The organism is Labrys sp. F242 (assembly GCF_057813875.1).
In genome coordinates, this window is record NZ_JBVASG010000005.1 from 12,684 (window position 1) to 37,573 (window position 24,890).

The 24,890-nt window shown below is 64.7% G+C and carries 23 protein-coding genes; 13 read left to right on the forward strand and 10 right to left on the reverse strand.

All coding sequences use genetic code 11. The features are described from left to right. Window positions 1–99: 99 nt before the first annotated feature. Window positions 100–1,554, reverse strand: a complete 1,455-nt coding sequence (locus ACZYTC_RS26550) for a M20/M25/M40 family metallo-hydrolase (protein WP_488990945.1) — start codon at window positions 1,552–1,554, stop codon at window positions 100–102. A 331-nt stretch (window positions 1,555–1,885) separates the two neighbouring features. Between ACZYTC_RS26550 and ACZYTC_RS26555 the strand changes: the two genes are divergently transcribed. The 7 genes from ACZYTC_RS26555 to ACZYTC_RS26585 all read left to right on the forward strand — a co-directional run bounded on the left by ACZYTC_RS26555 (window position 1,886) and on the right by ACZYTC_RS26585 (window position 7,503). Then, window positions 1,886–2,656: a DUF899 domain-containing protein gene (locus ACZYTC_RS26555; RefSeq protein ID WP_434954874.1), complete on the forward strand. Its 771-nt coding sequence runs from the start codon at window positions 1,886–1,888 to the stop codon at window positions 2,654–2,656. Between the two features lie 158 nt (window positions 2,657–2,814). Beyond that, entirely contained in the window at window positions 2,815–3,309 is a 495-nt protein-coding gene (locus ACZYTC_RS26560) for a heme-degrading domain-containing protein (RefSeq protein WP_434954875.1), read from the forward strand. Continuing rightward, window positions 3,306–3,689, forward strand: a complete 384-nt coding sequence (locus ACZYTC_RS26565) for a VOC family protein (protein ID WP_434959578.1) — start codon at window positions 3,306–3,308, stop codon at window positions 3,687–3,689. The genes ACZYTC_RS26560 and ACZYTC_RS26565 overlap by 4 nt, the downstream gene beginning before the upstream one ends. A 131-nt stretch (window positions 3,690–3,820) precedes the next feature. Then, window positions 3,821–4,852, forward strand: coding sequence for an alpha/beta hydrolase family protein (locus ACZYTC_RS26570; RefSeq protein WP_488990946.1), 1,032 nt, complete (start codon window positions 3,821–3,823; stop codon window positions 4,850–4,852). Window positions 4,853–4,935: 83 nt separating this feature from the next. Beyond that, window positions 4,936–5,343 carry an arsenate reductase (glutaredoxin) gene (gene arsC / locus ACZYTC_RS26575; protein ID WP_434954877.1) on the forward strand — a complete coding sequence of 136 codons (408 nt, stop codon included), beginning with the start codon at window positions 4,936–4,938 and terminating at the stop codon, window positions 5,341–5,343. 17 nt (window positions 5,344–5,360) lie between these two features. Next, complete coding sequence (arsK, locus tag ACZYTC_RS26580) at window positions 5,361–6,557, forward strand: arsenite efflux MFS transporter ArsK (protein ID WP_441771440.1); 1,197 nt, start codon at window positions 5,361–5,363, stop codon at window positions 6,555–6,557. A 40-nt stretch (window positions 6,558–6,597) separates the two neighbouring features. Next, entirely contained in the window at window positions 6,598–7,503 is a 906-nt protein-coding gene (locus ACZYTC_RS26585; protein ID WP_441771439.1) for an aminoglycoside phosphotransferase family protein, read from the forward strand. Between the two features lie 86 nt (window positions 7,504–7,589). On the opposite strand, the gene ACZYTC_RS26590 is transcribed toward ACZYTC_RS26585, so the two are convergent. The 3 genes from ACZYTC_RS26590 to ACZYTC_RS26600 form a co-directional block, all read right to left on the reverse strand. After that, the gene (locus ACZYTC_RS26590) at window positions 7,590–9,077 is read right to left on the reverse strand and encodes a nucleobase:cation symporter-2 family protein (protein ID WP_441771438.1); all 1,488 of its coding nucleotides are present in this window, start codon (window positions 9,075–9,077) and stop codon (window positions 7,590–7,592) included. A gap of 580 nt (window positions 9,078–9,657) precedes the next feature. Further along, window positions 9,658–10,845, reverse strand: a complete 1,188-nt coding sequence (locus tag ACZYTC_RS26595; protein WP_441771437.1) for a DUF2778 domain-containing protein — start codon at window positions 10,843–10,845, stop codon at window positions 9,658–9,660. 281 nt (window positions 10,846–11,126) lie between these two features. Beyond that, complete coding sequence (locus ACZYTC_RS26600) at window positions 11,127–12,548, reverse strand: aminotransferase-like domain-containing protein (RefSeq protein ID WP_441771436.1); 1,422 nt, start codon at window positions 12,546–12,548, stop codon at window positions 11,127–11,129. Between the two features lie 157 nt (window positions 12,549–12,705). On the opposite strand from ACZYTC_RS26600, the gene ACZYTC_RS26605 reads away from it, so the two are divergent. Together ACZYTC_RS26605 and ACZYTC_RS26610 are read left to right on the forward strand one after the other, a co-directional pair. Then, entirely contained in the window at window positions 12,706–13,125 is a 420-nt protein-coding gene (locus ACZYTC_RS26605) for a DUF983 domain-containing protein (protein WP_434954884.1), read from the forward strand. A gap of 95 nt (window positions 13,126–13,220) precedes the next feature. Then, window positions 13,221–14,129 (forward strand): hypothetical protein, encoded by a 909-nt coding sequence (locus ACZYTC_RS26610; RefSeq protein ID WP_488990947.1) that lies wholly within the window; start codon window positions 13,221–13,223, stop codon window positions 14,127–14,129. Between the two features lie 19 nt (window positions 14,130–14,148). Here the strand turns inward: ACZYTC_RS26610 and ACZYTC_RS26615 are convergent, their stop codons facing one another. Beyond that, a complete protein-coding gene (locus tag ACZYTC_RS26615) occupies window positions 14,149–15,606 on the reverse strand; it encodes a DHA2 family efflux MFS transporter permease subunit (RefSeq protein WP_434954886.1) in 1,458 nt (485 codons plus the stop codon). A gap of 379 nt (window positions 15,607–15,985) precedes the next feature. Here ACZYTC_RS26615 and ACZYTC_RS26620 point away from each other — a divergent pair, with 379 nt between their 5' ends. From ACZYTC_RS26620 to ACZYTC_RS26630, 3 genes are all read left to right on the forward strand, one after another. Further along, on the forward strand, window positions 15,986–16,192 hold the full coding sequence (locus ACZYTC_RS26620) for a hypothetical protein (protein WP_434954887.1): 207 nt from the start codon (window positions 15,986–15,988) through the stop codon (window positions 16,190–16,192). 375 nt (window positions 16,193–16,567) lie between these two features. Then, window positions 16,568–17,104, forward strand: a complete 537-nt coding sequence (locus ACZYTC_RS26625) for an HNH endonuclease (RefSeq protein WP_434954888.1) — start codon at window positions 16,568–16,570, stop codon at window positions 17,102–17,104. A gap of 106 nt (window positions 17,105–17,210) precedes the next feature. Then, entirely contained in the window at window positions 17,211–17,936 is a 726-nt protein-coding gene (locus tag ACZYTC_RS26630) for a haloacid dehalogenase type II (RefSeq protein WP_441771434.1), read from the forward strand. 9 nt (window positions 17,937–17,945) lie between these two features. On the opposite strand, the gene ACZYTC_RS26635 is transcribed toward ACZYTC_RS26630, so the two are convergent. After that, window positions 17,946–18,983, reverse strand: coding sequence for an aldo/keto reductase (locus ACZYTC_RS26635; RefSeq protein WP_441771433.1), 1,038 nt, complete (start codon window positions 18,981–18,983; stop codon window positions 17,946–17,948). Between the two features lie 91 nt (window positions 18,984–19,074). Then, window positions 19,075–19,959, reverse strand: coding sequence for a LysR family transcriptional regulator ArgP (locus ACZYTC_RS26640; protein WP_441771432.1), 885 nt, complete (start codon window positions 19,957–19,959; stop codon window positions 19,075–19,077). A 113-nt stretch (window positions 19,960–20,072) separates the two neighbouring features. On the opposite strand from ACZYTC_RS26640, the gene ACZYTC_RS26645 reads away from it, so the two are divergent. Next, window positions 20,073–20,672: a LysE/ArgO family amino acid transporter gene (locus ACZYTC_RS26645; protein ID WP_441771431.1), complete on the forward strand. Its 600-nt coding sequence runs from the start codon at window positions 20,073–20,075 to the stop codon at window positions 20,670–20,672. Between the two features lie 34 nt (window positions 20,673–20,706). Here ACZYTC_RS26645 and ACZYTC_RS26650 read toward each other — a convergent pair whose 3' ends face one another. From ACZYTC_RS26650 to kdpC, 3 genes are all read right to left on the reverse strand, one after another. Continuing rightward, window positions 20,707–21,387, reverse strand: coding sequence for a response regulator (locus ACZYTC_RS26650; RefSeq protein WP_434954893.1), 681 nt, complete (start codon window positions 21,385–21,387; stop codon window positions 20,707–20,709). Between the two features lie 117 nt (window positions 21,388–21,504). Continuing rightward, complete coding sequence (locus tag ACZYTC_RS26655) at window positions 21,505–24,174, reverse strand: DUF4118 domain-containing protein (RefSeq protein ID WP_488990948.1); 2,670 nt, start codon at window positions 24,172–24,174, stop codon at window positions 21,505–21,507. 99 nt (window positions 24,175–24,273) lie between these two features. Then, a complete protein-coding gene (gene kdpC / locus ACZYTC_RS26660; RefSeq protein ID WP_441771428.1) occupies window positions 24,274–24,879 on the reverse strand; it encodes a potassium-transporting ATPase subunit KdpC in 606 nt (201 codons plus the stop codon). Window positions 24,880–24,890: the final 11 nt, after the last annotated feature.

Consider the following 24,890-nt stretch of genomic DNA (forward strand, 5'->3'; position numbering starts at 1 on the left):
GACCATCTGTCCGTTATTGCCGACGTTACGGCACCGGGATGTCCCGGTGCCGCGCTCCAAGCCTTCCTCCTTCCAACCCGCGGGAAGGAGGACTGGTGATCACTTCGCGGCCACGCCGACCAGTGTGCTGTAAATGAAAGACGTGCCTTCTTTCAAAGACTTGACCGCGATGCGCTCGTCATTGCCGTGCATGCGTTCGAGCGTTTCATTGTCCAGCGGGTATGGATAGATGCCATAGGTCGGTATCCCGCGGTCTCGCCAGGCGGAAGCGTCCGTGCCGGCCTCGAACAAGGCCGAAACCACCGTAGCCTCGGGCCATGTCTTCTTTCCGGCCGTTTCGAGAGCCTTGAACAGGGGCGTGTCGGTCGGGGATGCCTCGGCTTCCGTGCGCTTCTTGTAGTAGGCCTTGGCGTCGGCTTCCGACAGGGTGGTGTCGACGCTGATCTTGATATCCGGATCGGCGATGGCTTTCTCGACCTGGGCTCGCACGTCCCAGGGCGTCGAGCCCGGAATGAGGCGCACGTTCACATAGGCTTCGGCCGTGCCGGGAATGACGTTTTCCTTCACCCCGGCCTTGATGATCGTCGTCGCCACCGTATTGCGCATCAGGGCGTGCCAGAGCAATGGGTAATCACCGGTGGCGGAGACGCGTTTTCCGGCTTTCTTCAGTGCCGCAGGGTCACTGCTCGAGGCCAAGGTCTGGAGATCGCGCTTCATTTGCCCGGTTGCGCTCGATGAAAGGGCCTGGAAATAGGCCTTGGTCTGGCCGGTGAGGGTGGGCTCGGTGTCCCATACCGACAATTTCGCCAGGGCCCTCGTCAATTTGCCGACCGCGCTGTCCGGTTGCGGGCGCGAGGAGTGCGTGGGCGTACCCGTCACCTTGAGCCTGAGGCCGGCATAGATCTTGTCACGCGTCGTGATATTGACCTGGCGGGTGACGCCCTTCTTGTCCTGGAAGATCCAGCCGCCTTCATTCAAGACGAATTCAGCGTCGATCTTGTCCCAGTGATTTTTCGCCAGCCAGTCGGTGCCGTAATCGCCGGCTTCTTCATCGGCTTCGGCCAGGAAGATCACGTCCCTCGAGAGCGCGACACCGCTTTTCTTGAGCTCCAGGAGAGCTTGGACGAACACCGCCTGACCACCCTTGAAGTCCATCGCACCCCGGCCGAGAACATAGCCATCCTTGATTTCGCCGGCGAAAGGATCGACGCTCCAGGTGTGCCGTTCAACCGGCACCACATCCGAATGCGCAGCCAGAAGCACAGGCTTCTTGCTGCCGTCGCCCTTCAGGCGAGCGATGAAGTGAGCCACGCCTTCCTTCGGGGTCTTGATGATTTCATTCTCGACGCCGGCGGCGTCGAAGATCTTCTTGAGATAGCTCGCTTCCTCCAGCGTTCGTCCCGGCGGGTTGGATGTATCGAAGCGCAGAAGCTGCTGAAGAAGCTCGACCGTCTTGTCGGATTCCTGCGCCGCGAGAGGAGAGGTCGAGCCTATAAGGGCGATGACGCCGAAAACCGTCGCGCAATTTAAAAGAATAGATGGACCCAATTTCATAACTTTTCCTCTTGGTATTCTAAATTTTATGAACCTGCTCCTCTTTTCGGGCGCTTTATGTTGGTTACCCTAGCCAAAAAACCTCGTGCGACAAGCCGCGATAAATCGATACAACATGCCTGTCTTTGATCGTGCCGAAACGACGCAGGCCGTTGCCGGTAATTCCGGCATGGGCTTTCGATCGGGAGACCCTCCCGAATACCGTCACACTTGTTACTCCCACCCTCCTCTTCCCGGTGGCACTCTCTCCTCACCGATGACGAGCCAGCGGCGGCGCGTGCCGATGTGCTTGGTGCGCGAGACGTGACTGGCCGAAATGAGGAGATTTGCGATGACGACTTCAGCCGGAAATGGACAGGACGGAGCCACGGGCATGCACATTCCGCCAGTGGTGTCGCCGCAGGATTGGCAGGCGGCGCATGAGCGGCTGTTGGCGATGGAAAAGGCGCATACCCGGGCCCGCGACGCCCTGGCAGCCCAGCGCCGGCGCATGCCGTGGATGGCGGTGGAGAAGGCCTATGTCTTCGAGGGGCCGCAGGGCCGGGCAAGCTTTGCGGATTTGTTCGAGGGGCGCAGCCAGCTCATCGCCTATCGCGCCTTTTTCGAGCCGGGTGTGTTCGGCTGGCCCGAGCATGCCTGCCGGGGCTGCTCGATGGTGGCTGACCAGGTCGCACACCTCTCTCATCTCAATGCCCGTGACACCACACTCGTCTTCCTCTCGCGGGCACCGCAGGACGATATCGCCAGGCTGAAGCAGCGCATGGGCTGGACCATGCCGTGGTACACCGTGATCGACGATTTCGACTGGGATTTCGGCGTGGGCGAATGGCACGGCACCAATGTGTTCTACCGCGACGGCGACAGGATCTTCCGCACCTATTTCGTCAACAGCCGCGGCGACGAGCAGATGGGCGGCACCTGGAACTATCTCGACATCACCCCGCTCGGCCGCCAGGAGTCTTGGGAGGATTCGCCCGAGGGCTATCCGCAGACGCCGCCCTATAAATGGTGGAACTGGAACGATGCCTACGTCGCGGGCGCGGCACCCGACAAGCGCTGGGTGCAGGTCTCGGATGCAGGCGAGGCGACCTTCCGCAAATAGCGGCGCGCTACTGGTTCGTGGAGGGGCGTTTCCACAACCCTATCAAATCATAAGGGTGGGGGCGGCACACTGATGCACGCCTTGCCTGTGTGGGAATTCGCCTGCCGTCTTGCCAGGGGTGGCGGGTCCCCGCATGATCGTCGGGCAAGGAGGCCCACATGCCCGACGAGATCACGCTGAGCGAGCTGCTACACCAAGAGGCGGTGCTCACCTTCCCGGCCTTCGACAACGACATCGCCATCGATCTGGGCACGCTGGCGCTCGGCATCGCCCGCGAGCGCGCCTTGCCGGTGGCGATCAATGTCAGCCGCAACCGCCAGCAGCTCTTCCATGCTGCCCTGGCCGGAACCTCGCTCGACAATGATCAGTGGATCGCGCGCAAATCGGCGGTGGTCTACCGGTTCGGACATTCCTCCTTCTATATGGGCCAGTCGACGCTGCCGGGCGGTCCCTCCTTCCATGATCGCTTCATGGTCGATCCCAAGGAATATGCCGCACATGGCGGCAGCTTTCCGATCATCGTGGAGGGCACGGGCCTGGTTGGCGCCATCACCATATCGGGCCTGCCCCAGCAGGCCGACCATGAGCTGGTGGTGGAAATCATTACCCGTTTCCTCGAGCAACGCTTCGGCAAGAAAGGGTTGCTGAGCTGAAGGCCGTCCCGCTCAACCGGCTGCTGATCTACGCCAGAGACATCGAGGCGATGGTGCTGTTCTATGAAAAGCATTTCGGCTTCGAGGCGATACGCCACCCCGAGGACAGGATCGTCGAACTCGTCAATCCGGGCGGAGGCATGCGCCTGATGCTGCATCAGGCCGGCAAGGGGCAGCGCAGTGGCCAGTCCCTGGTCAAGCTGGTGTTCGATGTCGAGGACGTGGATGCGTTCTGCGCCCTGAGCGCCCGAAACGGCCTGGTGTTTGGTCCGGTTCATCCGGCGGATGGCTATCGGTTTGCCAATGCCAAGGATCCCTGCGGCAATCCTGTCTCCGTCTCAAGCCGCCATGCCCGGTTAGGCGGCGGGCAACCATCCTGACGGCCTATTGAGTGCAAGACGGCGTCGGGGCCGGATCGCGTGCGGGTACGACCTCGATTGCGATCCGGTACGACCGGCAGGTGCAATCGGAGCAGGCAGGCCTCTCCCGATACCGGATCCGGAGAAGCCCAATGAGACCGCCCGTCCCATTACGCCTGCGCCTGCTGCTGTTCGCTTTTCTGCAGCTGCTCTGCCTGCTGGCACCGGCCGGTAGCCGGGCGGCTGGCCTGAGCCTGATCGAGATTCCGGCCGATGGCGGCCGGCCGGCGCTCACCGGCGGCGTCTGGTATCCCTGCGCCGGCGGCACCCCCACCGCGAACCGCTTCGGCCCCATCGTGGTGGAGGTCGTGCGCGATTGTCCGCCCGCCGGCATGCAAATGCCGCTCGTGGTGATCTCGCACGGGGTCGGCGGCTCCTTCGTCAGTCATCGCGACACAGCGCGGGCGCTGGCCGATGCCGGCTTCATCGTGGCGGCTGTCGACCATCCCCTGAATAGCGGCCGCTCGGCAACGAGGCGGCCGGGGGACATCGCCTCCATGCTGGAACGCCCCGACGACATCAAGCGGTTGGTCGATTTCATGCTGGCGGGCTGGCCCGGCGCCGCCCGGATCGCGCCGGAGCGGATCGGCGTGTTCGGCTTTTCCAGGGGCGGCTATACCGGGCTTGCGGCCATCGGCGGCACGCCGGACTTCCGGCTCATCCTTGGTCACTGCCCGACCTATCCGGGCAACCGCTGGTGCGCACAGATCGAGGTCGATGCCACCGACGGCCGGGCGCTGACGCATGATGCGCGCATCAAGGCGGCGGTGATCGCCGACCCGGCCTTCGGGGCGCAATTCACCGTAGCAGGCCTGCGGCCGGTCACCGTTCCCGTGCAGTTGTGGGCCTCCGAGTTCGGCGGTGATGGCGTGGGGCCGAAGGATGCCGACACGGTGGCGCACAATCTCACCGCCCGGCCGGAACTGCATGTTGCCGCCAAGGCGGGGCATTTCGCCTTCCTGGCGCCCTGCAGCGCTGAACTCGCCAAGGCCGCCGCCGATTTCGGCGAAGCGGAGATCTGCACGGACGGGGCGGATTTCGACCGGATTGCCTTCCATCGGAACTTCAACGCTGAGGTCCTCCGCTTCTTCCGGCGGCACCTTGGCGCAGGGCAGGGGCCTTGAGCCATAGGCCGCGCCCATGCGATGGGTGTTTTGTCGGAGCAGCGTCGGCGCCGGCTCTTAGCTTCCGATCGAAAGCCCCCGCGATGAGCGTCACCATCTATCACAACCCCGCTTGCGGCACCTCCCGCAATACCCTCGCAATGATCCGTCAGTCGGGCGAGGAGCCGGTGGTGGTCGACTATCTTACGTCGCCACCCTCGCGGGAGAAGCTCGTCGCGCTGCTGGCCGCCATGGCGATGAAGCCGCGTGACCTCCTGCGCGAGAAGGGCACACCCTATGCCGAGCTTGGCTTGGGCGACCCGCAATGGAGCGACGGTGAGATCGTCGACTTCATGCTGGCCCATCCGATCCTGATCAACCGGCCGATCGTCGAGACGGCGCGCGGCACGCGCCTGTGCCGCCCGTCCGAAGCCGTACTCGACCTGCTCGACCATCCGGTTGCGGCCTTCGTCAAGGAAGACGGCGAAGTCGTGACCCCTCGTCGGACCTGATTGCGACTGATCCAGACATGCATGCGGAACGCTCGCCGGTTGCGGCCATCATCGCCCTCGGCATCACCCAGATCATCGGTTATGGCACGCTCTATTACAGCTTCAGCATCCTGGCCGCCGACATGGCGCGGGGCCTGGGCTGGACCACGGAATGGGTGTTCGGCGCCCTCTCGGGCGCGCTGCTGATCGGGGGCGCAACCGCCCCCTGGGTCGGCCGGCTGATCGACGCGATCGGGGCGGGCCGGGTGATGGCGGTCGGTTCCCTCGGCGCTTCGGCGTCACTGGCTGCCTGTGCCATGGCGCCCGGCGGTGTGAGTTTCGTGGCGGCGCTGATCGTGATGGAGATTGCCTCCAATCTGGTGCTCTATGGCGCTGCCTTTGCTCTCCTGGTGCAGATCCGGCCACGAGCGGCCCAGCGCAGCATCACCTATCTCACCTTGATCGCGGGCTTTGCCTCCACCGTGTTCTGGCCCGTTACGTCGGCCCTGCATGAGCGCATGAATTGGCAGGGTGTCTATCTCGTCTTTGCCGGGCTCAATCTCGCGGTCTGTTTTCCCCTGTATGTCTGGCTCTCCCTCGGCCTGTCGAAGCGGGACGGCAGGACGATCGGCCAGCAGCCGGCCGTGATAGGGCTGCTCGCGCCCGCCCAGCGCCCGCTCGGCTTCCGGCTGATGATCGTCGGCTTTGCCGCGCTGTCGCTGGTGGTGGCGGCCATTCTGGTCCATATGATCCCGCTGCTGTCGGGCCTCGGGCTCGGTGCGTCGGCAGCGATGATCGGTACGTTGTTCGGCCCGTCCCAGGTGCTCAGCCGCCTGGTCAACATGGTGTTCGGGCGTAACCTGCCGTCGATCGCCCTGGCGCTGATCGCGGCGACGCTGATGCCGGCCTCGGTGGCGCTGCTCGCCCTCACGGCGCCCTCCGCCACGGGCGCGGTGGTGTTTGCGGTGGTGTTCGGCCTGGGCAACGGGCTGTTCAGCATCGTGATCGGCACCCTGCCTCTGGCTCTGTTCGGCAGCGAGGGCTATGGCACACTGCAGGGCAAGGTGATGGCCGCGCGCCTGATCGTGGCGGCGATGGCGCCCTTTGCTTTCGCCTTTGCGCTGACTTCTATCGGCGCCGGCCTGTCCCTGGCGGTGACGGCGCTGCTGGGCGGGCTTGGTGGGCTGTCCTTCCTGGCGATCCGCTTCCTGGTGGAGCCAGCGCGGACAGCTTAGTGGTGCAGGTCGGCGATTGGGTGGAACGGGAGGATGCCGCATGGCCGGCCGCTTGACGATCGAAGCCGAACTGGTGCGCCGCCTGGTCGATAGCCAGTTTCCTGATTGGGCCGATCAGCCGGTCCGGCCGGTCGAGCGCAATGGCTGGGACAATACCACTTTCCGCCTGGGCGAGGACAAGAAGGTGCGCCTGCCGACCGCCGCCTCCTATGTGCCTCAGGTCGAGAAGGAATGGCGCTTTCTGCCCGTGCTGGCTTCGCATCTGCCATTGCCGATTCCCGCACCGCTCGCCCTCGGCCGTCCCGCGGAGGGCTATCCCTATCCCTGGTCGGTCTATCGCTGGATCGAGGGTGAGCCGGCGGTGTTCGAGCATCTCGCCGATCCCGTTGGATTCGCGGCCGACCTCGCGCAGTTCCTGCTGGCGCTGCAGCGTGCGCCCGCAGAGGGGCCGGCCGCCGGTGCGGACAATTTCTATCGTGGCGGGGCGCTGAGCGTCTATGACGCCGAGACGCGGCGCTGCCTCGACCAATTACGGGGCGAAATCGACGCCGCCGCGGCAGGGCGAGTCTGGGAGGGGGCGCTGGCGACGCGGTGGCAACGGCCTCGCGTCTGGGTGCATGGCGATATCGCCGTCGGCAACCTGCTGATACGCAACGGGAAGCTGAGCGCCGTGATCGATTTCGGCAGCAGTGCCGTCGGCGATCCCGCCTGCGATCTGGTGATCGCCTGGACCTTCCTCCGGGGCGAGAGCCGGGCGGCCTTCAAGGCGAAACTGGCAGCTGAGGCGGGATTTGACGAGGCTATCTGGGCCCGCGCCCGTGGCTGGGCCCTCTGGAAGGCCCTGCTCATCTGCTGTGGGCACGGCAGTATTCTGCCCACCGAACGATCGGCCCGGGAGGTGATCGCCGCCGTGCTGGATGAGCATGCCAGAGGCGATCATGATTGACCGATCCGGGCAGTCGCGCCTGTCATCCCCTTCCCGCCGCCTACGGCGGCGCCGGGAATGACAGATCAAACTTTACGCCCTCGGCATCAGTGATGGCCCGGGCCCTCGACCTTCACCTCGCTGCCCTTCGCATCGTAGAGCTTGCCGTCGAGGAAATAGTCGCCCTCATGCAGCATCGAGATGTCCTGGTAGCGCAAGGTGCGTTCCATGCCGGCTACGAACACGGACTGCTGATCGGAATTACCGGCCCGTAGATGGTTGAACACCAGGTTCAGCGTGATCGCCATCAGGGCGGCCGAGCTGATGCCCGAATGGAAGATGGTGACGAACCAGGACGGGAAATGCTCGTAGAACTGCGGGGCGGCGATCGGAATCATGCCGAACCCGATCGAGGTCGCCACGATGATGAGGTTCATGTTGTTGGCGTAGTCGACCTTGGACAAGGAGCGGATGCCGCTGGCCGCCACCGTGCCGAAGAGCACGATGCCGGCCCCCCCCAGAACCGAGGGGGGTACGGCCGCGATCACCCGTCCCATTACCGGCAGCAGGCCGAGTGTCACCAGGATGAAGCCGGCGGTGGCCACCACGAAACGGCTCTTGATGCCGGTGACCGCGATCAGGCCGACATTCTGGGCAAAGGCGCTCTGGGTGAAGGAGCCGAAGATCGGCGCCAGGGTCGAGGAAAGCATGTCGGCGCGCAGGCCATCGCCCAGGCGACGTGAGTCGACCTTGGTACCGATGATCTCACCCACGGCCAGGATGTCGGCCGAGGTCTCCACCAGGGTTACGATGATGACGATGAACATCGAGACGGTGGCGGCGACGCCGAAGGTCGGCCAACCGAAATGGAACAGGCTGGGCAGGGCCGCGGTGGGGCCGCTGGCAACCTTGGAGAAGTCGGTCATGCCGAAGGCCATGGCGATTGCCGTGCCGATCACCATGGAGAGCAGGATCGACAGGCGCGAAATAGCGGCGTTGCCGAGTTTGCTCAGGAGCAGCACGGTGCCGAGCGTGGCGCCGGCAAGCGCGATATTGGGCACGCTGCCGAAATCGGGAGCCTTGGGATTGCCGCCCATCGCCCAGCGTGCCGCCACCGGCATCAGCGTCAGGCCGATGGTGGTGATCACGATGCCGGTGACCAGAGGCGGGAAGAACTGCGTGATCTTGGAGAAGATCGGCGTGATCAGAAGGCCGAGCAGGGAGGCCGCCATCACCGCGCCGAGCACGGCCGGCAGGCCGCCACCGGTGGGGCTGACGACGATGGCAACCATGGTGGCGACACCGGCAAAGGAGACGCCCTGCACGAGGGGCAGGCGGCAGCCGAAAAGGGGCAGTCCCAAGGTCTGCAGGATGGTAGCAAGACCGCCCGCGAACAGCGAGGCGGTGATCAGCATGCCGACTTCTTCAGGCGCCAGGCCGGCCGCCTGGCCGACGATCAGGGGGACGGCAACGATGCCGCCATACATGGTCAGGACATGCTGCAGGCCATAGGCCAGGTTGGCGCCGATGCCCAGATTCTCGTCTTCGGGGCGCTGCAAGGCAGGGGCAGCGGTGCCGATGGATGTTGAACTCAAGCCGGTTTCCTCCTTCACGCGTTCTTATCGGATGCAATTCCCGGACCAGACGAGCGCGAGGCGATGCCACGACGGCCTGTCAGCCCATGCGGGGGAAGCCCGCATGCAAAACGGGTACTTGGCCTGCTGCTCATCGTCCGCGCGGGGGCGCAGGCAATGGCGGACAGACATGGCGTAGCGAGTGATGCGCCGCGGCGCTTTCGAGAGCCTCGGGCGAAGGAGTGCAGCGTTCCGGTCTCCCTTGGCCAGCATGCACTCGAAGAATTGACTTCGTTCTATTGATTGCAGCTATGATCCAACAGGATAGAAGCTGTTGGAAGTAGGCCCCGATCGGAAGGACTTCCGCGCCGGATGTGATAATGCCTGTGTAGCGCGACAGGCGGCCTGCCGCGAATATTGCGGCACCGTCGTCAATACGATGCGGCTACTCGGCTGCCGCAGCCAAGGCGCGAGCCGGATCTGTCAGATTGAATGACAGGCTACGATCCTAAAGCAAAAAGCGCTTGAGCGTAAACGCTCCTTTGTTTGAACGCATCTTTGCGGAGGGGCTTTCCTCACGCCGCAAAGTGCTTCGATGCGATCAGCGGCCGGAGGCAAACCACCAGCGGCTCTTGTTGCGCGAGGCAATCTGGCTGCTGGCCTTGCCGTTTCCGGTGACGACCACCAGCCTGTTGACCTCGCCGTTGCGATAGGCGCGCAGGAAGCGAGCATAGTCCTTGAAGGATACGCAACCGTTCGAATCGCCGCGCGGTCCGAGCATGTAGGTGTGCGCCAGCAGGCCGTCGCGGCCGAGGACGGTACCGGATCCGCCGGCAGGGATCATGCGCAGCGCGGCAACGCCATGAAACAGGGCTTCGCGGGGCCTGAGGTCATAGGTCTGGGGCGGCGTGGCGCCCCGGTTCTTCACATGCACCGAGCCGGGATCGTCGAGGAATGGCCCGAGGCCGGAATGGGCTTCCAGGCGTTCGCCGCCGGGCAGATAGACCGTGCGGGCGGAGATGTCATAGACCGCGGTGTGATTGCCGGCCACCGGCCGAGACAGCGGCGCTTCGATGGTGGGGCGGTCGAGAGGACGTCCCTCATCGGGGGCAATGGAGGCGAGGGCTGTCAGGGGGATGGCCGGACGGGTGGGCGGTAGCGGCACCAGATCGGCTGGATCGCCTTCGGCAAAACGACTGTCAATCTGGCTGCCATCGATTTGGCCGTCACCGGTCGGGCGGATCGGTGGCAGGGGCAGGGCTTCGGCAGAGGCTTCGGGCAGGCTGCCGGTGACGACGACATCCGGCGCCACCTGCTCCGCTGGCGGCGAAGGCAGGGCCGCGACCGTCTGTACGGAACGAATGACGGGAAGGGCCTCGTGCGTGCCGTCGGCATCCGGGGCAAAGGACATCAGGCTGGCCAGCACGGGTGAGGCCGGGTGAACGCGTCCGCCCGGGGCGGGCAGACGCACGCCCTCCGCGATTTCGGGGCCGGTGTTGTCGGGGGCGGGTTCGGCAGCGGCGACCGGAGTCTCGTGTTCCGTGGGGCGGGGCGCCGGCCGGAGCACGCCTGCCTGCACCAGAGCCTTGGGGGCGAAGGGATCTTCGGCGCGTAGTTGGAGATGGGCAGGCCTGGAGGCCGAGACCATCGAGGGCGCCACCAACGCGATCGCTGTCCAGGCCGCGGCGGTCGCTCCGAAACAAAGGCCCGCAAGTGCCATCCAGCCGGCGGTGTTCCGGCGAGGCCTTCGGCCTCGGACATGGCTGCCGGGAGAACGGGCGTGGGTCATGTTACTCACTTCCGGACGGCCAGGCGGCCTTGCGGCGCGAGGACCTTCGGTTGGGTACTGAATGCGGTTGCTGGCGAGGGGAAACGCCTCGCGTCATCGATCCGCCGATCGACCCGCAAATCTTTGCCCAATCTTGGTAACCAAACCCTTTACATCCGAGCCCGGATTGTCCCGTTCGCGCGATTGTGCAGTTCGTTAGCCGCGGCCATCGGCAGAAAGACGGCGCGAGTGACCGTGTCCATGACGATACCGGGCGGCCTCGTGGACCGGGAACGCTGCAATCATACGATGCCCGGCACACCCTCCGGCGGTACCGAAAGCAGGGCTGCCAGCGTGTTGAGGCCCTGGCGCAGGGCATCCTGGCTCGGCGCCGCACCGAGCGAGATGCGCAGGGCTGGTGGCGGGGCGCCGACGGCGAAGGCAGCGCTGCCGACCAAAGCGAGTCCGGCCTTGCGGGCGACCGCGCTGAGATCGGCACCGACCCAGGCTGAAGGCAGGCTGAGCCAGAGATGCTGTGCATCGGAGGCCGCGCGATAGGCGAAGCCGTTCAGCGCCGTCGCGGCGACCGTCTGGCGCGCGTGGTTCTCACGGCGGATGGCGGCAGTCAGGCGCGCCATCGTGCCGTCCTTGATCCAGGCGGTCGCCAAGCCAGCCATCAGAGGTGGCGCCATCAAATTGATGATCCGGGTCTGGGCGGTGATTTCGAGCGCCTCGGCCTGGCCCGGCGTGACGACATAGGCCAATCTCAGCGCGGGCGTCGCGCATTTTGACAGTGTGGCGACATGCCAGCTCCGCTCGGGAGCGAGGGCTGCGAGCGGAGGCGGGCTCTGCTCGGGCAGGGCGCCATAGGCGTCGTCCTCGATGAAGGCGATGTCGTGCTTGCGTGCGATGGCGACCAGGGCCTGCCGGCGCTCGGCGGACAAGGTCGCGGTGGTCGGGTTGTCGAGCGTCGGTACGCAATAGAGCGCCCTCGGCCGGCTCGTTCGGCAGAGTTCTTCGAACGCGTCGGGAAGCAGGCCATCCTCGTCGGTCCGCACCGATGCCAGCCTCACGCCGCAGCGGGCGGCCACCGAGCGTAGGCCGGGATAGGTGACTTCAGGCGCCGCCAGCACGGAGCCCGGCTCGAGCAGGGCCGAGACCACGGCAAAGAGGGCGGCTTGCGAGCCGGAGGTCACCACCAGCCGCTCGGGTGCGACCGGCCCGAGGCGGGGCGCCAGGAAGCGTGCACCGGCCGCACGGTCGCCGGGAATGCCGGCATTGTCCTGATAATGCAGCCGCGCCAGCGCATGGGGCGAGGCGAGGACGGTGGCGATGCCTTCGGCGATGGCCTCGCGCAGCCCGGCCTCGGCCGGCTGGGGCGGCATGTTCATGCTTAGATCGATCAGGGCCATCGCCTCGGCCGAGCGGGGTTCGTCGACGATCACGCGGGGAGGCACGATCCTGGCAAGGCTGACGATGGTGCCTCGCTTGGTGTTGCCCTCCACGAGTCCGGCACGGCGAACCTCGTTGAAGGCCCGCGTCACCGTGGTGAGATCGACACCCAGCGCCTTGGCGAGCTGGCGCTGCGGCGGCAATTGCACGCCCGGTGCCAGGCGTCCTGAGCGGATATCTGCCGAGAGTGCCTGGGCAATGGCGAGATATTTAGGCGCATCGCGGGCCAGTTCGGCGGGGAGCCAGAATGCCGCAGGCGAATTGTCTTGCATTTGTATGCCTACAATAATACAAAGAATGTGCTGATCGTCCGAGAAAATCCTAGGATTTTGATTTTTAAAGGCCGATCTCCTGATTCTTATAGACAGGATAGCGATATTTGTATGGAATATCAATCCATACATTTGATGCGGACGAAGGAGCTCTTCGATGGAAGAACAATCGGCAGCCTCTCAATCGATCTGGCGCTGCGGCATGCGTGGCCGCTGCCCGCGGTGCGGACAGGGCAAGCTCTTCAACGGCTTCCTGACGATCGCTCCCAAATGCAACGCCTGCGGGCTCGATTATTCTTTCGCCGATCCGGCGGATGGGCCGGCCTTCTTCGTGATGATGACCATGGCTTTTCCGGCCACCGGCTTCGGCATGTGGATGGAACTGAGCTTCGAGCCGCCGCTCTGGGTGCATTTCGTCACCACGCTGCCCTTCCTGCTGCTCTCCTGCATCCCGATCCTGCGCCCGATCAAGGGGGTGCTGGTGGCAAGCCAATATATCAACAAGGCGGAGGAGGGGCGCCTGGTGCCGCCGGACGAGATCCTGCAAGAGCCGCCGCGCCTGGCTCGGCAGACCTGAAGGGACCCGGTTGCCTCTTCCGGTTGCAATGGGTCAGAATGGCGGGCCTCTCCAAGAGCAAATGCTCAATCGACTGAAACAGCTGGGCTCGCCGCATGTATTCGTCCTTCGCCGCTCCCATATCGCCGCGCGATTTACATGACCACATCTATGCCGGTGAGATTGCCCGTTTCGCCGGACTGATGCCGATGCAGGCATTGGTGGCCTTCACGCGCGGCCTGCTGGAAGATGCTTTCCATCCGCATCAGCCGACCGAGATTCATCGCCATCTGCCCCATGACAGGCAGGTCGAGGAGTTTTCCCGGCTGCAGAAGGCGTTCGTCCAATCCGCGGAGGTCAAGCGCCTGTGGGGCGAGGTCTTCGCGACGCTCGGGCTCGATCCGGAGAAACTCGCCCGTGACCGGCTGCATCTTCGCTTCCAGCCTCATCAGGCCCCCGCTGTGAACCTGCCGAGGGCGCGCAGCACCGCCACCATCGCCTTCCACCGCGACACCTGGGGCTCCAACCTCTATGCGCAGACCAATTGGTGGGCGCCGATCTATCCGATCACGGCCGGGCGCACCTTTGCAATCTATCCGGATCTGTGGACCCGGGCGGTACCCAATACCAGCGCCTCCTTCGATCTCGAGGCCGTACTGGCCCGCTCCAGGATCGCGGGCCGCCATGCCGTCGATGCCGATGATGCCATTCCGCATCTGAGCGCACCGGTGGATGTCGGAGCGGTCGAGCCGGTGGTGATCGAGCCGGGCGAGATAATCGCCTTTTCCAGTGCGCATGCGCATGCCGGCGTGCCCAATAGCACCGATTTCACGCGCATTTCGCTGGAGACGAGGACGCTCTGGATCGAGGATGTCGTGGCTGGGCGCGGCGCTCCCAATGTCGATGGCGACGCGCCCTGGATGGCACCCGGGTGGTTCCGGCGCGTCAGTGACGGCGCCAGGCTGACGGAACTCCTAGGGCTCAATGCCCTCGAGCCTTATCGGCGCGAAAGCCCGGTGGCCTGAGGACCGGCCGTCGTAGCGCTCAGGTCGCCTGCTCTGCCTCGTGCCGATTGCGATGGCCGCTCATCGATGCCCCGGCATTATGCGGCAGCTTGGCGCTCACCGGCGAAGCCAACAGTGAAATAGCGGTGACGAACAGGAACGCCATCGAGAAATCGGTCAACGTGGCGTGTTCGTGCCCCAGCACCAGCTTGGAGCCGGTCAGAGCGAGGGCGCCGGCGCAGATGCCGAAGGACAGCATCAACTGCTGGAAGGTGGTGTAGAAGCTGTTGGCCGATGATGTGCGGGTTGGCGGAATGTCATCGTAGCAGACGGTGTTGTAGGCGGTGAACTGCAGCGACATCGAGAAGCCGCAGACCAGCAGCACGGCGAAGATGGCCCAATGCGGCCAGTCGGGACGGAACAGGGCGCAGGCCGCATAGAGCAGGCTGGAAAACAGGCTGTTCCAGATCAACGTGGTGCGAAAGCCGAACCGCTTGAGGATCGGCTTGGCTGCCGCCTTCATCAGCATGGAGCCGCAGGCGGTGGCGAAGGTAAGCAGGCCACTCTCCACTGCCGACATGCCGAAGCCGATCTGCATCATCAGCGGCAACAGGAAGGGCTGGGCGCCTTGCGTGATGCGCGAGAGCGAGCCGGCGACCAGCGAGACGCGGAAGGTGCGCACCCGCATCAGCGTCAGATCAAGGATCGGGGCGAAGTCGCGTGGTTTGCGGGCATGGACGATGTAAACAGCGCCGCTGACGACGCCGATCACCAGCAGTGCGATGGCGAGCGGCGCTTCCTCGGCGCTGCCGCGGCTGGTCATTTCAAAGCCGAACAGCAGGCAGGCGAGCGAAACACCCGAGAGCACGAAGCCTTTCATGTCGAAGGGCTCGCGCTTGTCCTCCTTCATGTTGGGAATGAAGATCTGGGTCAGCACCAGCCCGAGCAGGCCGATCGGGATGTTGATGTAGAAGATCCAGCGCCAGTCGAGGAAGGTGACGATGAAGCCGCCGACTGGCGGGCCGAGGATCGGGCCGATCAGCGCCGGCACCAGCAGCCAGCCCATGGCGGAGACGAGGTCCGATTTGTCGACGGTACGCAGCAGCACCAGACGGCCGACCGGCACCATCATCGCGCCGCCCGCGCCCTGCAGCAGCCGCGCGGCGACGAGGACGGGCAGGGTCGGTGCCCAGGCGCACAGGATCGAGCCGAGCATGAACACGGCGATGGCGATGGAAAATACGCTGCGGGCACCATAGCGGTCGGCGATCTTGCCGCTGGCGGGGATCAGCACTGCCAGGCTGAGCAGATAGGACGTCAGCGCGATGCTCATATGGGCCGGCGAGACGTCGAAGGAGTTTGCCATGGTGGGCAGGGCGGTCGCCAGGATGGTGGCGTCGAGCTGTTCCATAAACATGGCGCTGGCAATGATCAGCGCGGTGGTTCTGAAATTGGGCCGTGCCATTCGAGGCATCAGGCCGGCGGTCACTTCGGACATGGGAGCAGGCAATTCATGACAAGGCCCGTCCCAAAGGGCGGGCCAAAATTGTGGCCGACTCGACGCCGGTCATGACGCTTGGATATTTATAGGCAGGCTTTTGTTCCGACGAAATGGCAAAAGTAGGGAGAGACAACATATAGTTTCGCATAGCTGAATCGCGCTGCGCGAAACACAAGCCACATCGCAGGCGGAAGGAGCCGATGCCGCGAATCCTCCAGATCTTATCTGCATGTATAAGATATTATCTGATTGGATCAGGCTCATCGGAAAAGAGCCGAATTCTCTCGAAATTTTTGCTGTTTTCGCGAGTGATTGGTGCTTTCGCGCTTGATTTTTGTCGTTTTCGGGCGGCATAAGCCTAGTCATGGAGAAGGGGATGGGCCCCTTCCTTCAAGAACCGGACATGCCGTTGCCGACCAGTTTCAACATCTTTGCGTTTGCGGATGACGCCTCCCAATTGCCGGCCCTGGTGCCGAGCATGGGCATGCCTATCTGCAGCTTGGGCAAAGGTGGCGGCAGCGAATTGTCGAATACGAACCGTATGATCGTCGCCCGACTGGCGCTGGATCACACGAGAATCTGAACCGGCGGCAGGGCAGTCCCCTCCGCCTTGATGGCAGGAGGGTATGTACGCGCGCGGCACACTCCAAACAATCCGAAGCAAGCGGCATGTGCGCATGCCCGGGCATGCGTGCATGCCTGTCCACGCAGAGTTTCCCAGCGCGGCCCTCAATAGGCCTCGCCGGGAAACTCTGCAGATGCTCGTATCGCGCAGAGCTGCGTGCACATCATTCTACTGTCATCATTCCGTCTTTTCGTTGCCGGACAACTGTCCAGCTAGACCAGCCAACGGGGCTGGCCGGGAGTCAGACAGCGAAAACCAGCCGCCGGCCGGATAACCGGTCATCCATTCCTCAAACCAGTGCCCAATCCCCGGAGTTCGAGCGTTGAGGTAGTCATGTCGTCCCACCCCGCTTTGATTTTAAATGCCGATTTCAGACCCTTGCGGTATTTCCCGCTCTCGCTGCTGTCGTGGCAGGATGCGCTGCGGGCCGTTTTTCTCGACCGCGTGAGCGTGGTGGCGGAATATGATGCCGTGGTGCGCAGCCCGTCGACGACGATGCGCCTGCCCTCGGTCGTTGCCCTGCGCGACTACCAGAAGGTGGAGCGCATGGTGCCGTTCACCCGCTTCAACCTGTTCCTGCGCGATGGCTTCACCTGCCAATATTGCGGCGATGGCTTCCAGGCGCGCGATTTGCAGTTCGAGCATGTGGTTCCCCGCTCCAAGGGCGGCGCGACCTCGTGGGAGAACATCGTGGCGGCCTGCGGCGACTGCAACGCCCGCAAGGCGGATCGCATGGACATGAAGCCCCTGCGCAAGCCGGCGAGGCCTTCGCCCTGGGAACTCCTGGAGACGAGCCGGCATTATCCGCACAACTATCTGCATGAAAGCTGGGTCGACTATCTCTACTGGGACAGCGAACTGGTTTCGTGAGGATTGGTGGACCGGAGGAGGGCGGTGGCGACACCGCCCTTTTCGCGTCACGGTGGCAGGGGCCTTGCGGCGCGGGGGGCGATCGCAAGGCCGAGAGGAGGAAAGGATGCCGAAACTTACCGATTTCAAGGTCTTGACCTTCGATTGCTACGGCACGCTGATCGACTGGGAAACCGGGATCTGGAACGCGCTTCAGCCACTGCTCAGCGCCAGCGGTCGCGCGATCGGCCGCGAGGAGGCGCTAACCGCCTTTGCCCGCCGCGAGACCGAGCAGGAACTCGAAACGCCATCGCTGCTCTATTCGACCCTGCTTGCCGTCACCCATGCGCGGCTGGCGCAGGACTGGGGCATCGCCGTCCATGCCGACCTGCATGAGCGCTTCGGCGCTTCCGTGCCGGACTGGCCGGCCTTTCCGGATTCGCGTGAGGCGCTCGCCTATCTCAAGCGGCACTACCGGCTGGCCGTACTCTCCAATGTCGACCGTCGCAGCTTCGCCGCCAGCAACACCAAGCTCGGTGGCCTCTTCGATGCGGTCTACACCGCCGAGGATGTCGGCTCCTACAAGCCGGATCCGTGTAATTTCAGCTATCTGCTCGAGCATTTGTCGCTGCAGTTCAGCCTCGAACCGGCCGATGTACTGCATACGGCCCAGAGCTTGCACCACGATCACGTCCCGGCATCGCGGATCGGCCTGGCCCGGGCCTGGATCGACCGCCGCGCCGGCAAGCACGGCGGTGCCACTTTGGTGGTCGAGGGCGTGCCGGAGCCCGATTTTCACTTCCACAGCCTCGGCGCATTGGCAGAGGCACATCGCAAGGCGCATTCAGGCTGAAGGCGCCTTTCAGGGCGCCCTCGCATCGATCAAGCCCTGTTGGCGCAGATCGCTCCAGAAGGCGTCGGGGATGGCGACGCCGAGCAGGCTGACATTCTCGCGTGCCTGTTCGGGCGTGACGGCGCCCGAGATCACGCTCGCCACGATGGGATGGCGCAGCACGAACTGGAAGGCCGCCGCCTTGAGCGGCACGTTGTGGGCGGCGCAGACGGCCTCGATCTTGCGCACCTTCTCGATGATTTCGGGCGCGGCCGGGGTGTAGCGATAATAGGGCGTGGGCACGCCGGCTCCGGTGGCGAGAATGCCGGAGGCAAAGGGCGAGCCGATCACCACACCGACGCCGCGCTCCTGGCAGAGCGGGAATTCGAGGTCGAGCGGGCCCTGGTCGATCAGCGTATAGGGCATGGCGACCAGGAAGAAATCGAGGTCGAAGCGCTTGAGCATTTCGGGAATGGTGCCGAGCACATTGACGCCGGCACCGATGCCCTGGATCTCGCCGTAATGCTTGAGCATTTCGAGCGCACGCCAGCCCGAGCGCTCCAGATCGAGGAAATGCTGCGCGACGAGGTCGGCCGAGCCGACATGCGGCACGTCGAGGTCATGGATGAGCAGGAGGTCGATGCGGTTGATGCCGAGCCGCATCTGGCTTTGCTCATAGGCACGCATCACGCCGTCATAGGTGTAGTCGAAGCGCTCCTGAAAGGAGAGGCCGCCATACCAGAACGGGCCCTTGTAATTATCGACGTCCTTGGGGCGGTGGAAGGTGCGCCCGATCTTGGTGGAGAGGATGAAATCGGAGCGCGGCCTTTGCCGAAGTGCCTCGCCGAAACGCAATTCGCTGAGGCCGCGGCCGTACCAGGGCGAGGTATCGAAATAGCGGATGCCGGCATCCCAGGCGCCCCTGAAGGTGGCGCGGACTTTCTCCTCGTCGAGATTCTCGAACATGTCCCCCATCGGGCCGCCGCCGAGGCCGACGGGCGTGAGCATGACGGAGGTCTTGCCGAGCCGGCGCGGCGCGACATTGCCGGGCATGATGGGGAGTTGCATGGGTTCCGTCCCTGGGATTTTGAAGATGGATTCTGATTTGTCCGACAATGGTAGTGGCAAACGCCGTCCTGTCCAGAGGGGGACGGCACAATCACCCTTGCTCAAGCCATGTCCGCGCCGTGCGCAGGATCGAGGCGGTGATGTCCTGGAGGCCTTTTTCGACGGCCCGGCTCCAGTGCCAGTAGAGCGGTACCATCAGCCGCGAACCTGGATGCATCGCGACGAGAGATCCCTGCTCGAGATGGGCCTTTACCAGCGATAGCGGGTTCATGCCCCAGCCGAGCCCGGCCAGGGCGCCGTCGACAAAGGCGCCGGAGGAGGGGATCCAATGGCTGGGCCGGCTGATAGGCCGGCCGAAAGTCTCGACCAGCCAGCGGTCCTGCAGCGCGTCCTTGGTGTTGAAGGTGAGGCAAGGGGCGTGCCGCACCGCTTCCTCGTCGAGACCGTCGGGGAACCAGCGGCGCATGAAGGCGGGGCTGGCGGTGGCGACATAGGTCTGCATGCCCAAGGCGCGGCTGCTACAGCCCTGTACGGGCCCCGGAGCGATGCCCACCGCCGCGCTGACTTCGCCGCGCCGCAGCCATTCGGCTGTGTTGCTTTCATCGTCGAGCACGAGATCGAACAGGCGCCCCTCCAACCCGGACAATGCGGGGAGGAACCAGGTCGCCAGGCTGTCGGCATTGACGGCGATGCGCACGGTGGGAGCCGGGCCGGATGGCACCAGGCCGCCGAGCTCGCTGCGCAGGCTATGCTCCATCAGGCCGACTTCCTCTGCATGGCGGCAGAGGTGTTTGCCGGCTGGCGTCGCCGTGCAGGGCTGCCCCCTGACGATCAGGCCGGTGCCGAGGCGTTCCTCCAGCAACTTCACGCGCTGGGAGATCGCCGAGGGCGTCACGCCAATTTCCTGCGCGGCTTTGTCGAAGGAACCGCTGCGCACCACGGCAGCCACGGCTTCCAGCAGGGCATAGTCCAGCATGGATTAATTTTCCTAATCCAATGGTAGATTATTTAAATTTTTTAATCCCGCCAGGATGTGTAGTCAAACCCTGCTCCGGCGACGACACCGGCGCATGCTCTGAAGGGGAGACCATGACCAACGCGCTCATATCCGGATTCCTGCTCGGCCTCAGCCTGATCGTGGCGATCGGTGCGCAGAACGCCTTCGTGCTGCGGCAGGGCCTGCGACGCGAGCATGTGTTCTGGGTCAGCCTCACCTGTGCCTTGTCGGATGCCGTGCTGATCAGCGCCGGGGTGGCCGGTTTCGGCGCGGTCGGCGTGGCCGTGCCCTGGATCGAGCCGGTGATGCGCTATGGCGGGGCCGCTTTCCTGGCGCTCTATGGCCTGCGAAGCTTCCGCTCCGCCCTTGCCGATCATGGCGGGCTCGATCCGGCCGAGGGCGCCGGACTGGGTTTGGGGCGGGCCCTCATGACCTGCCTCGCCTTCACCTGGCTCAACCCGCATGTCTATCTCGACACGGTGGTCCTGCTCGGATCGATTTCCACGCAATATCCGAATGCCAAGACCGCCTTCGGCCTCGGCGCGGTCTGCGCCTCCTTCCTGTTTTTCTTCTCGCTCGGTTATGGCGCCCGCCTGCTGCGCCCGCTCTTTGCCCGGCCGGGCGCCTGGCGGGTGCTGGACGGGCTGATCGGCATGACCATGTGCGGATTGGCGCTGAAGCTGGTGATGTGAGCATGGGGGCCGGTCTTCAGACCGGCCTGCATTCTTACTCCTCATCCTTCAGCCGGTAGCCGATGCCGGGCTCCGTCTGGATGATGCGGGGATTGGCGGGATCGCGTTCGATCTTGGTCCTGAGCTGACCGATGAAGACGCGCAGATAATGCAGGTCCTCGACATGCGCCGGGCCCCACACCGAGGTCAGCAATTGGCGATGGGTGACGACGCGGCCGGCATGGCGCGCCAGCATGGCGAGCAGGTCATATTCCTTGGGCGTGACGCGAACGGCCTCGCCGTCGCGGCTCACCAGCCGTTTCAGCGTGTCGATGACGAGGCCGTCGCTCTCGAAGCGGGTGGCGTTGCCCTCGTCATGGGCCCGATGGCGCAGGGCCGTGCGGATGCGGGCGATCAATTCGCCGATACCAAAGGGCTTTTCGACATAGTCGTCGGCGCCGAGATCGAGAGCGGCGATCTTCTCGGTCTCGCGGTCGCGGGCCGACAGCACGATGACAGGCACTTTCGACCACTCGCGTACCTTGGTGATGATGTCCTTGCCGTCCATGTCGGGCAGGCCGAGATCGAGGATGACGAGATCCGGCGCGGCGGTGGCGATCAGGCGCATGGCGTCGGCGCCGTTGACGGCCGGCGTCACCTCATAGCCGGCGGCGATCAACGCCGGTTTGAGGAAACGCTGGATCTGCGGCTCGTCGTCGACAACCAGAATGTGCATAAGACGGGAAACTCTTGGTGTGCCGGTCTTTAGAGCTCCATCAAGTGATGGAACGAGACCGGCATGGCAGCGGAGAATGCCGGTCTGAAGACCGGCACACCGGAAAGGTACACGCCATCATGCCCCGACCGGCAGGCGAATGACAATGCGGGTGCCGCGTTTGCGCACGGCCGGACTTTCGGCGGTGATGGTGCCGCCCATGGCTTCGATGAAGCCGCGGCTGATCGAGAGGCCGAGACCCGTGCCCGGCGCGCGGCCGTCGACCTTGCCCCGCCGATAGAACTTATCGAAGATCTTCTCCAGGTCGTCAGGCGGAATGCCCTTGCCCTGATCGGTGATGGCAACAACCACCTCGGCATCCTCGCGTCGGGCGAACACGGCGGTCGAGGAATCCTCCCCGCCATATTTGTGGGCGTTGTCGAGCAGGTTGAACAGCACCTGGCCGAGCAGGGCCTGGTCGCCGCGCACGGGCGGCAGGTCGGTCGCCAGGCTGGTCTCGATCAGGCGGGTTGGGAAAGCTTTGCGGGCGCGATCCACCGCGGCTCGGACGACATCGGCCACGTCGATGAAATCGCGCCGTGCATTGAGGGCGCCCGCTTCGAGGCGACTCATGTCGAGGAGATTGGCGACGAAGCGGCTGAGCCGGGCCGCCTCTTCCTCGATGGAAGCAAGCAGATCGTCGCGGCTTTCCTCGCTCATCTTGGTGCCGAGCTGGCGCAGCGTGGTGACGGCACCGGTGATGGAGGCCAGTGGTGTACGCAAATCGTGCGAGAGGGAGGAGAGCAGGGCGCTGCGAAGCTTCTCGCTTTCCTCGAGGGCGGCGGTACGCACATTCTCTTTGGCGAGCTTTGCCCTGTCGATGGCGATGGCGGTCTGGTCGAGAATGGCAACGAGAATGCGCTCCTCGGCCGGCGAGAGCGGTTCAGCTCCTTCGAGCTGGGCCAGGCCGAGCACGCCGACGGCCCCGTTCGGGGTGAGGATCGGCCTGAATTCGAAGGCGATGTTGGGCAGGGTACCCGTGCCCCGGCCGGCAATTTCCCTCTTCTCGAACGCCCAGCGCAGCGCCGTCATGTCGGTGGTATCGAGGCTGATGTCCGGCGGCCAGGCGGCGGCGACGCTGAGCTCGTCGTCCTGCGGCACGGCGATGACGACGCGTCCGTGCAGCGTCGCCTGGGCATGGGCGACGGCGGCCCAGAGCACATCGTCCAGGCTGGTAATGCCCGAGAGTTTACGGGAGAACTCGTAGAGCGACATGATGTTGGCGGCGCGCCGCCCTTCGCCCTCCGCCCGCTCGCGTACTCGCCCGGCGAGGTCGCCCGCCACCACGGCCACGATCAGGAACACCGCGAGGGCGAAGACTTCGTGCGGCTCGGCGATGGTGAAGTTGTAGAGGGGTGGGATGAAGAAGAAATTATAGGCGAAGAAGGACAGGACCGCCGCGGTGATGGCGCTCCAGCGCCCGACCGTGAGGGCGCTGGCGAGCACCGCCATGAGGAACAGCATCGAGGCATTGGGCAGATAAACGAAATGCCTGAGGCCGATACCGATGCCGACGGCTGCCGCAACGCAGGCCGCCGCCATGGCGAGCCCGGCCAGCGAGGGCTGCAGGGCAATCCGGCGCCACCATCGTCGCGCCGGCGGGGCTTCGGCCATGGTGTTGGTGATAATGGTGACGTTGATCTCTTCGGAGCGGTGCAGGAGGTCGTCGGCCAAAGAGCGCCCGGTCAGGCGCTGCCACCAGCTCGACTTGCCGCTGCCCAGCACGATCTGCGTGACGTTTTCGGCCCTGGCCAGCCTGAGAATCTCACCGACATAATCGTGGCCGTTGAGCCGCCGCACCTCCGCGCCCAGGCGCTCGGCAAGGCGTAGATTGGCCTCGAGCTGGGCAAGCGCCTCCCCCCCGGCCTCCTGTCCCGGGCGCTCGACCGTAACGGCCAGCCAATCGGCGTTCAGCCCGGTGGCCAGGCGCCCGGCCGCCCGTACGACCTGCTGGGAAAAATTGTCGGAGCCGATGCAGACGATCAGCCTGTCTGCCGTCTCCCATGGGCCTTCGATGGCATTCTGGCGCAGATAGGCCAGCATCTGGTCGTCGACGCGTTCCGTGGTCCGCCGCAGGGCAAGCTCGCGCAGGGCGGTGAGGTTGCCGGGCTTGAAGAAGCCGTCGGCGGCGCGCTTGGCGTTGTCGGGCAGATAGACCTTGCCGTCCTCCAGGCGCTGGATCAGTTCGGTGGGCGTGATGTCGACGACGATGACCTCGTCCGCCTTCTTGATCACGCTGTCGGGGACGCTTTCGCGCACCGTCACCCCCGTGAGGCGCGAGACGACGTCGGTGAGGCTTTCCAGATGCTGAATGTTGAGCGCCGTCCACACGTCGATACCGGCACCGATCAGTTCCTCAACGTCCTGGTAACGCTTGGGATGGCGGCTGTCCGGCGCGTTGGTATGGGCAAGTTCGTCGACGATGATCAGGCGCGGCCTGCGGGCGAGCGCGCCATCGATGTCGAACTCCTCGAGCTGGCGGCCGCGATAGTCGACCGTCCGCCGTGCCATGATCTCGAGCCCATCCGTCAGGGCGGCCGTCTCGCTGCGGCCATGCGTTTCGACGATGCCGACGACGACGTCGATGCCCGCTTCCTTCTCCCGCCGCGCCCGCGACAGCATGGCGTAGGTCTTGCCGACACCCGGTGCCGCGCCGAGAAAGACGGTGAGGCGGCCGCGACCTTCCCGTCCCGCCAGGGTCAGCAGGGCATTGGGATCGGGACGTTTGTCGGAGGCAGCGCTTGGCATGGGGCCTCAAATGCGATGTGCCGGTCTTCTCAGCTCCATCGAGAGATGGAGCGGGACCGGCACGATTCGATGCTTCACCAGTGGAAGACCAGCACAACATCACTTCAGCTTGATTGCATCAAGCGCAAGGTTCAGGGCGAGAACATTGACGCGCGGCTCACCGATCACGCCAAAGAGCCGGCCTGACGTCTGAGCATCGACCAATGCTTTCACGTCTGCTTCCGGCAGGTTGCGAGCCTTGGCAACCCGCGGGATCTGCAGCACGGCATCGGCTGGCGAGACATCGGGGTCGAGGCCGGATCCCGAGGTCGTCACCGCGTCGGCAGGAATGGCGCCGGTCACGCCCTGCTTGCGCAGGTCCTCGACCGAGGCTGCCACGCGATCGGCCAGCGCCTTGGAGGTCGGGCCGAGATTGGAGCCGGTCGAACCGCTGGCGTTGTAGGGCTGAGACACGGTCTTGCTGGAATCATTGGGATCGGTGCCGGAGGTTGCCGAGGGGCGGCCCTGGAAATAGCGTTCCGACGTGAAGTTCTGGCCGATCAGGGACGAGCCGATCACCGTGTTGTTGCTGGCGATCAGGCTGCCATTGGCCTGGCCGGGCAAGGCGACCTGGGCGATGCCGGTGACGAGCAGCGGATAGACGATGCCCAGCAGCAGGGTGAACAGGGCCATCATCACGATGGCGGGGCGAATATGGGTCAACATGGGCTTGCTCC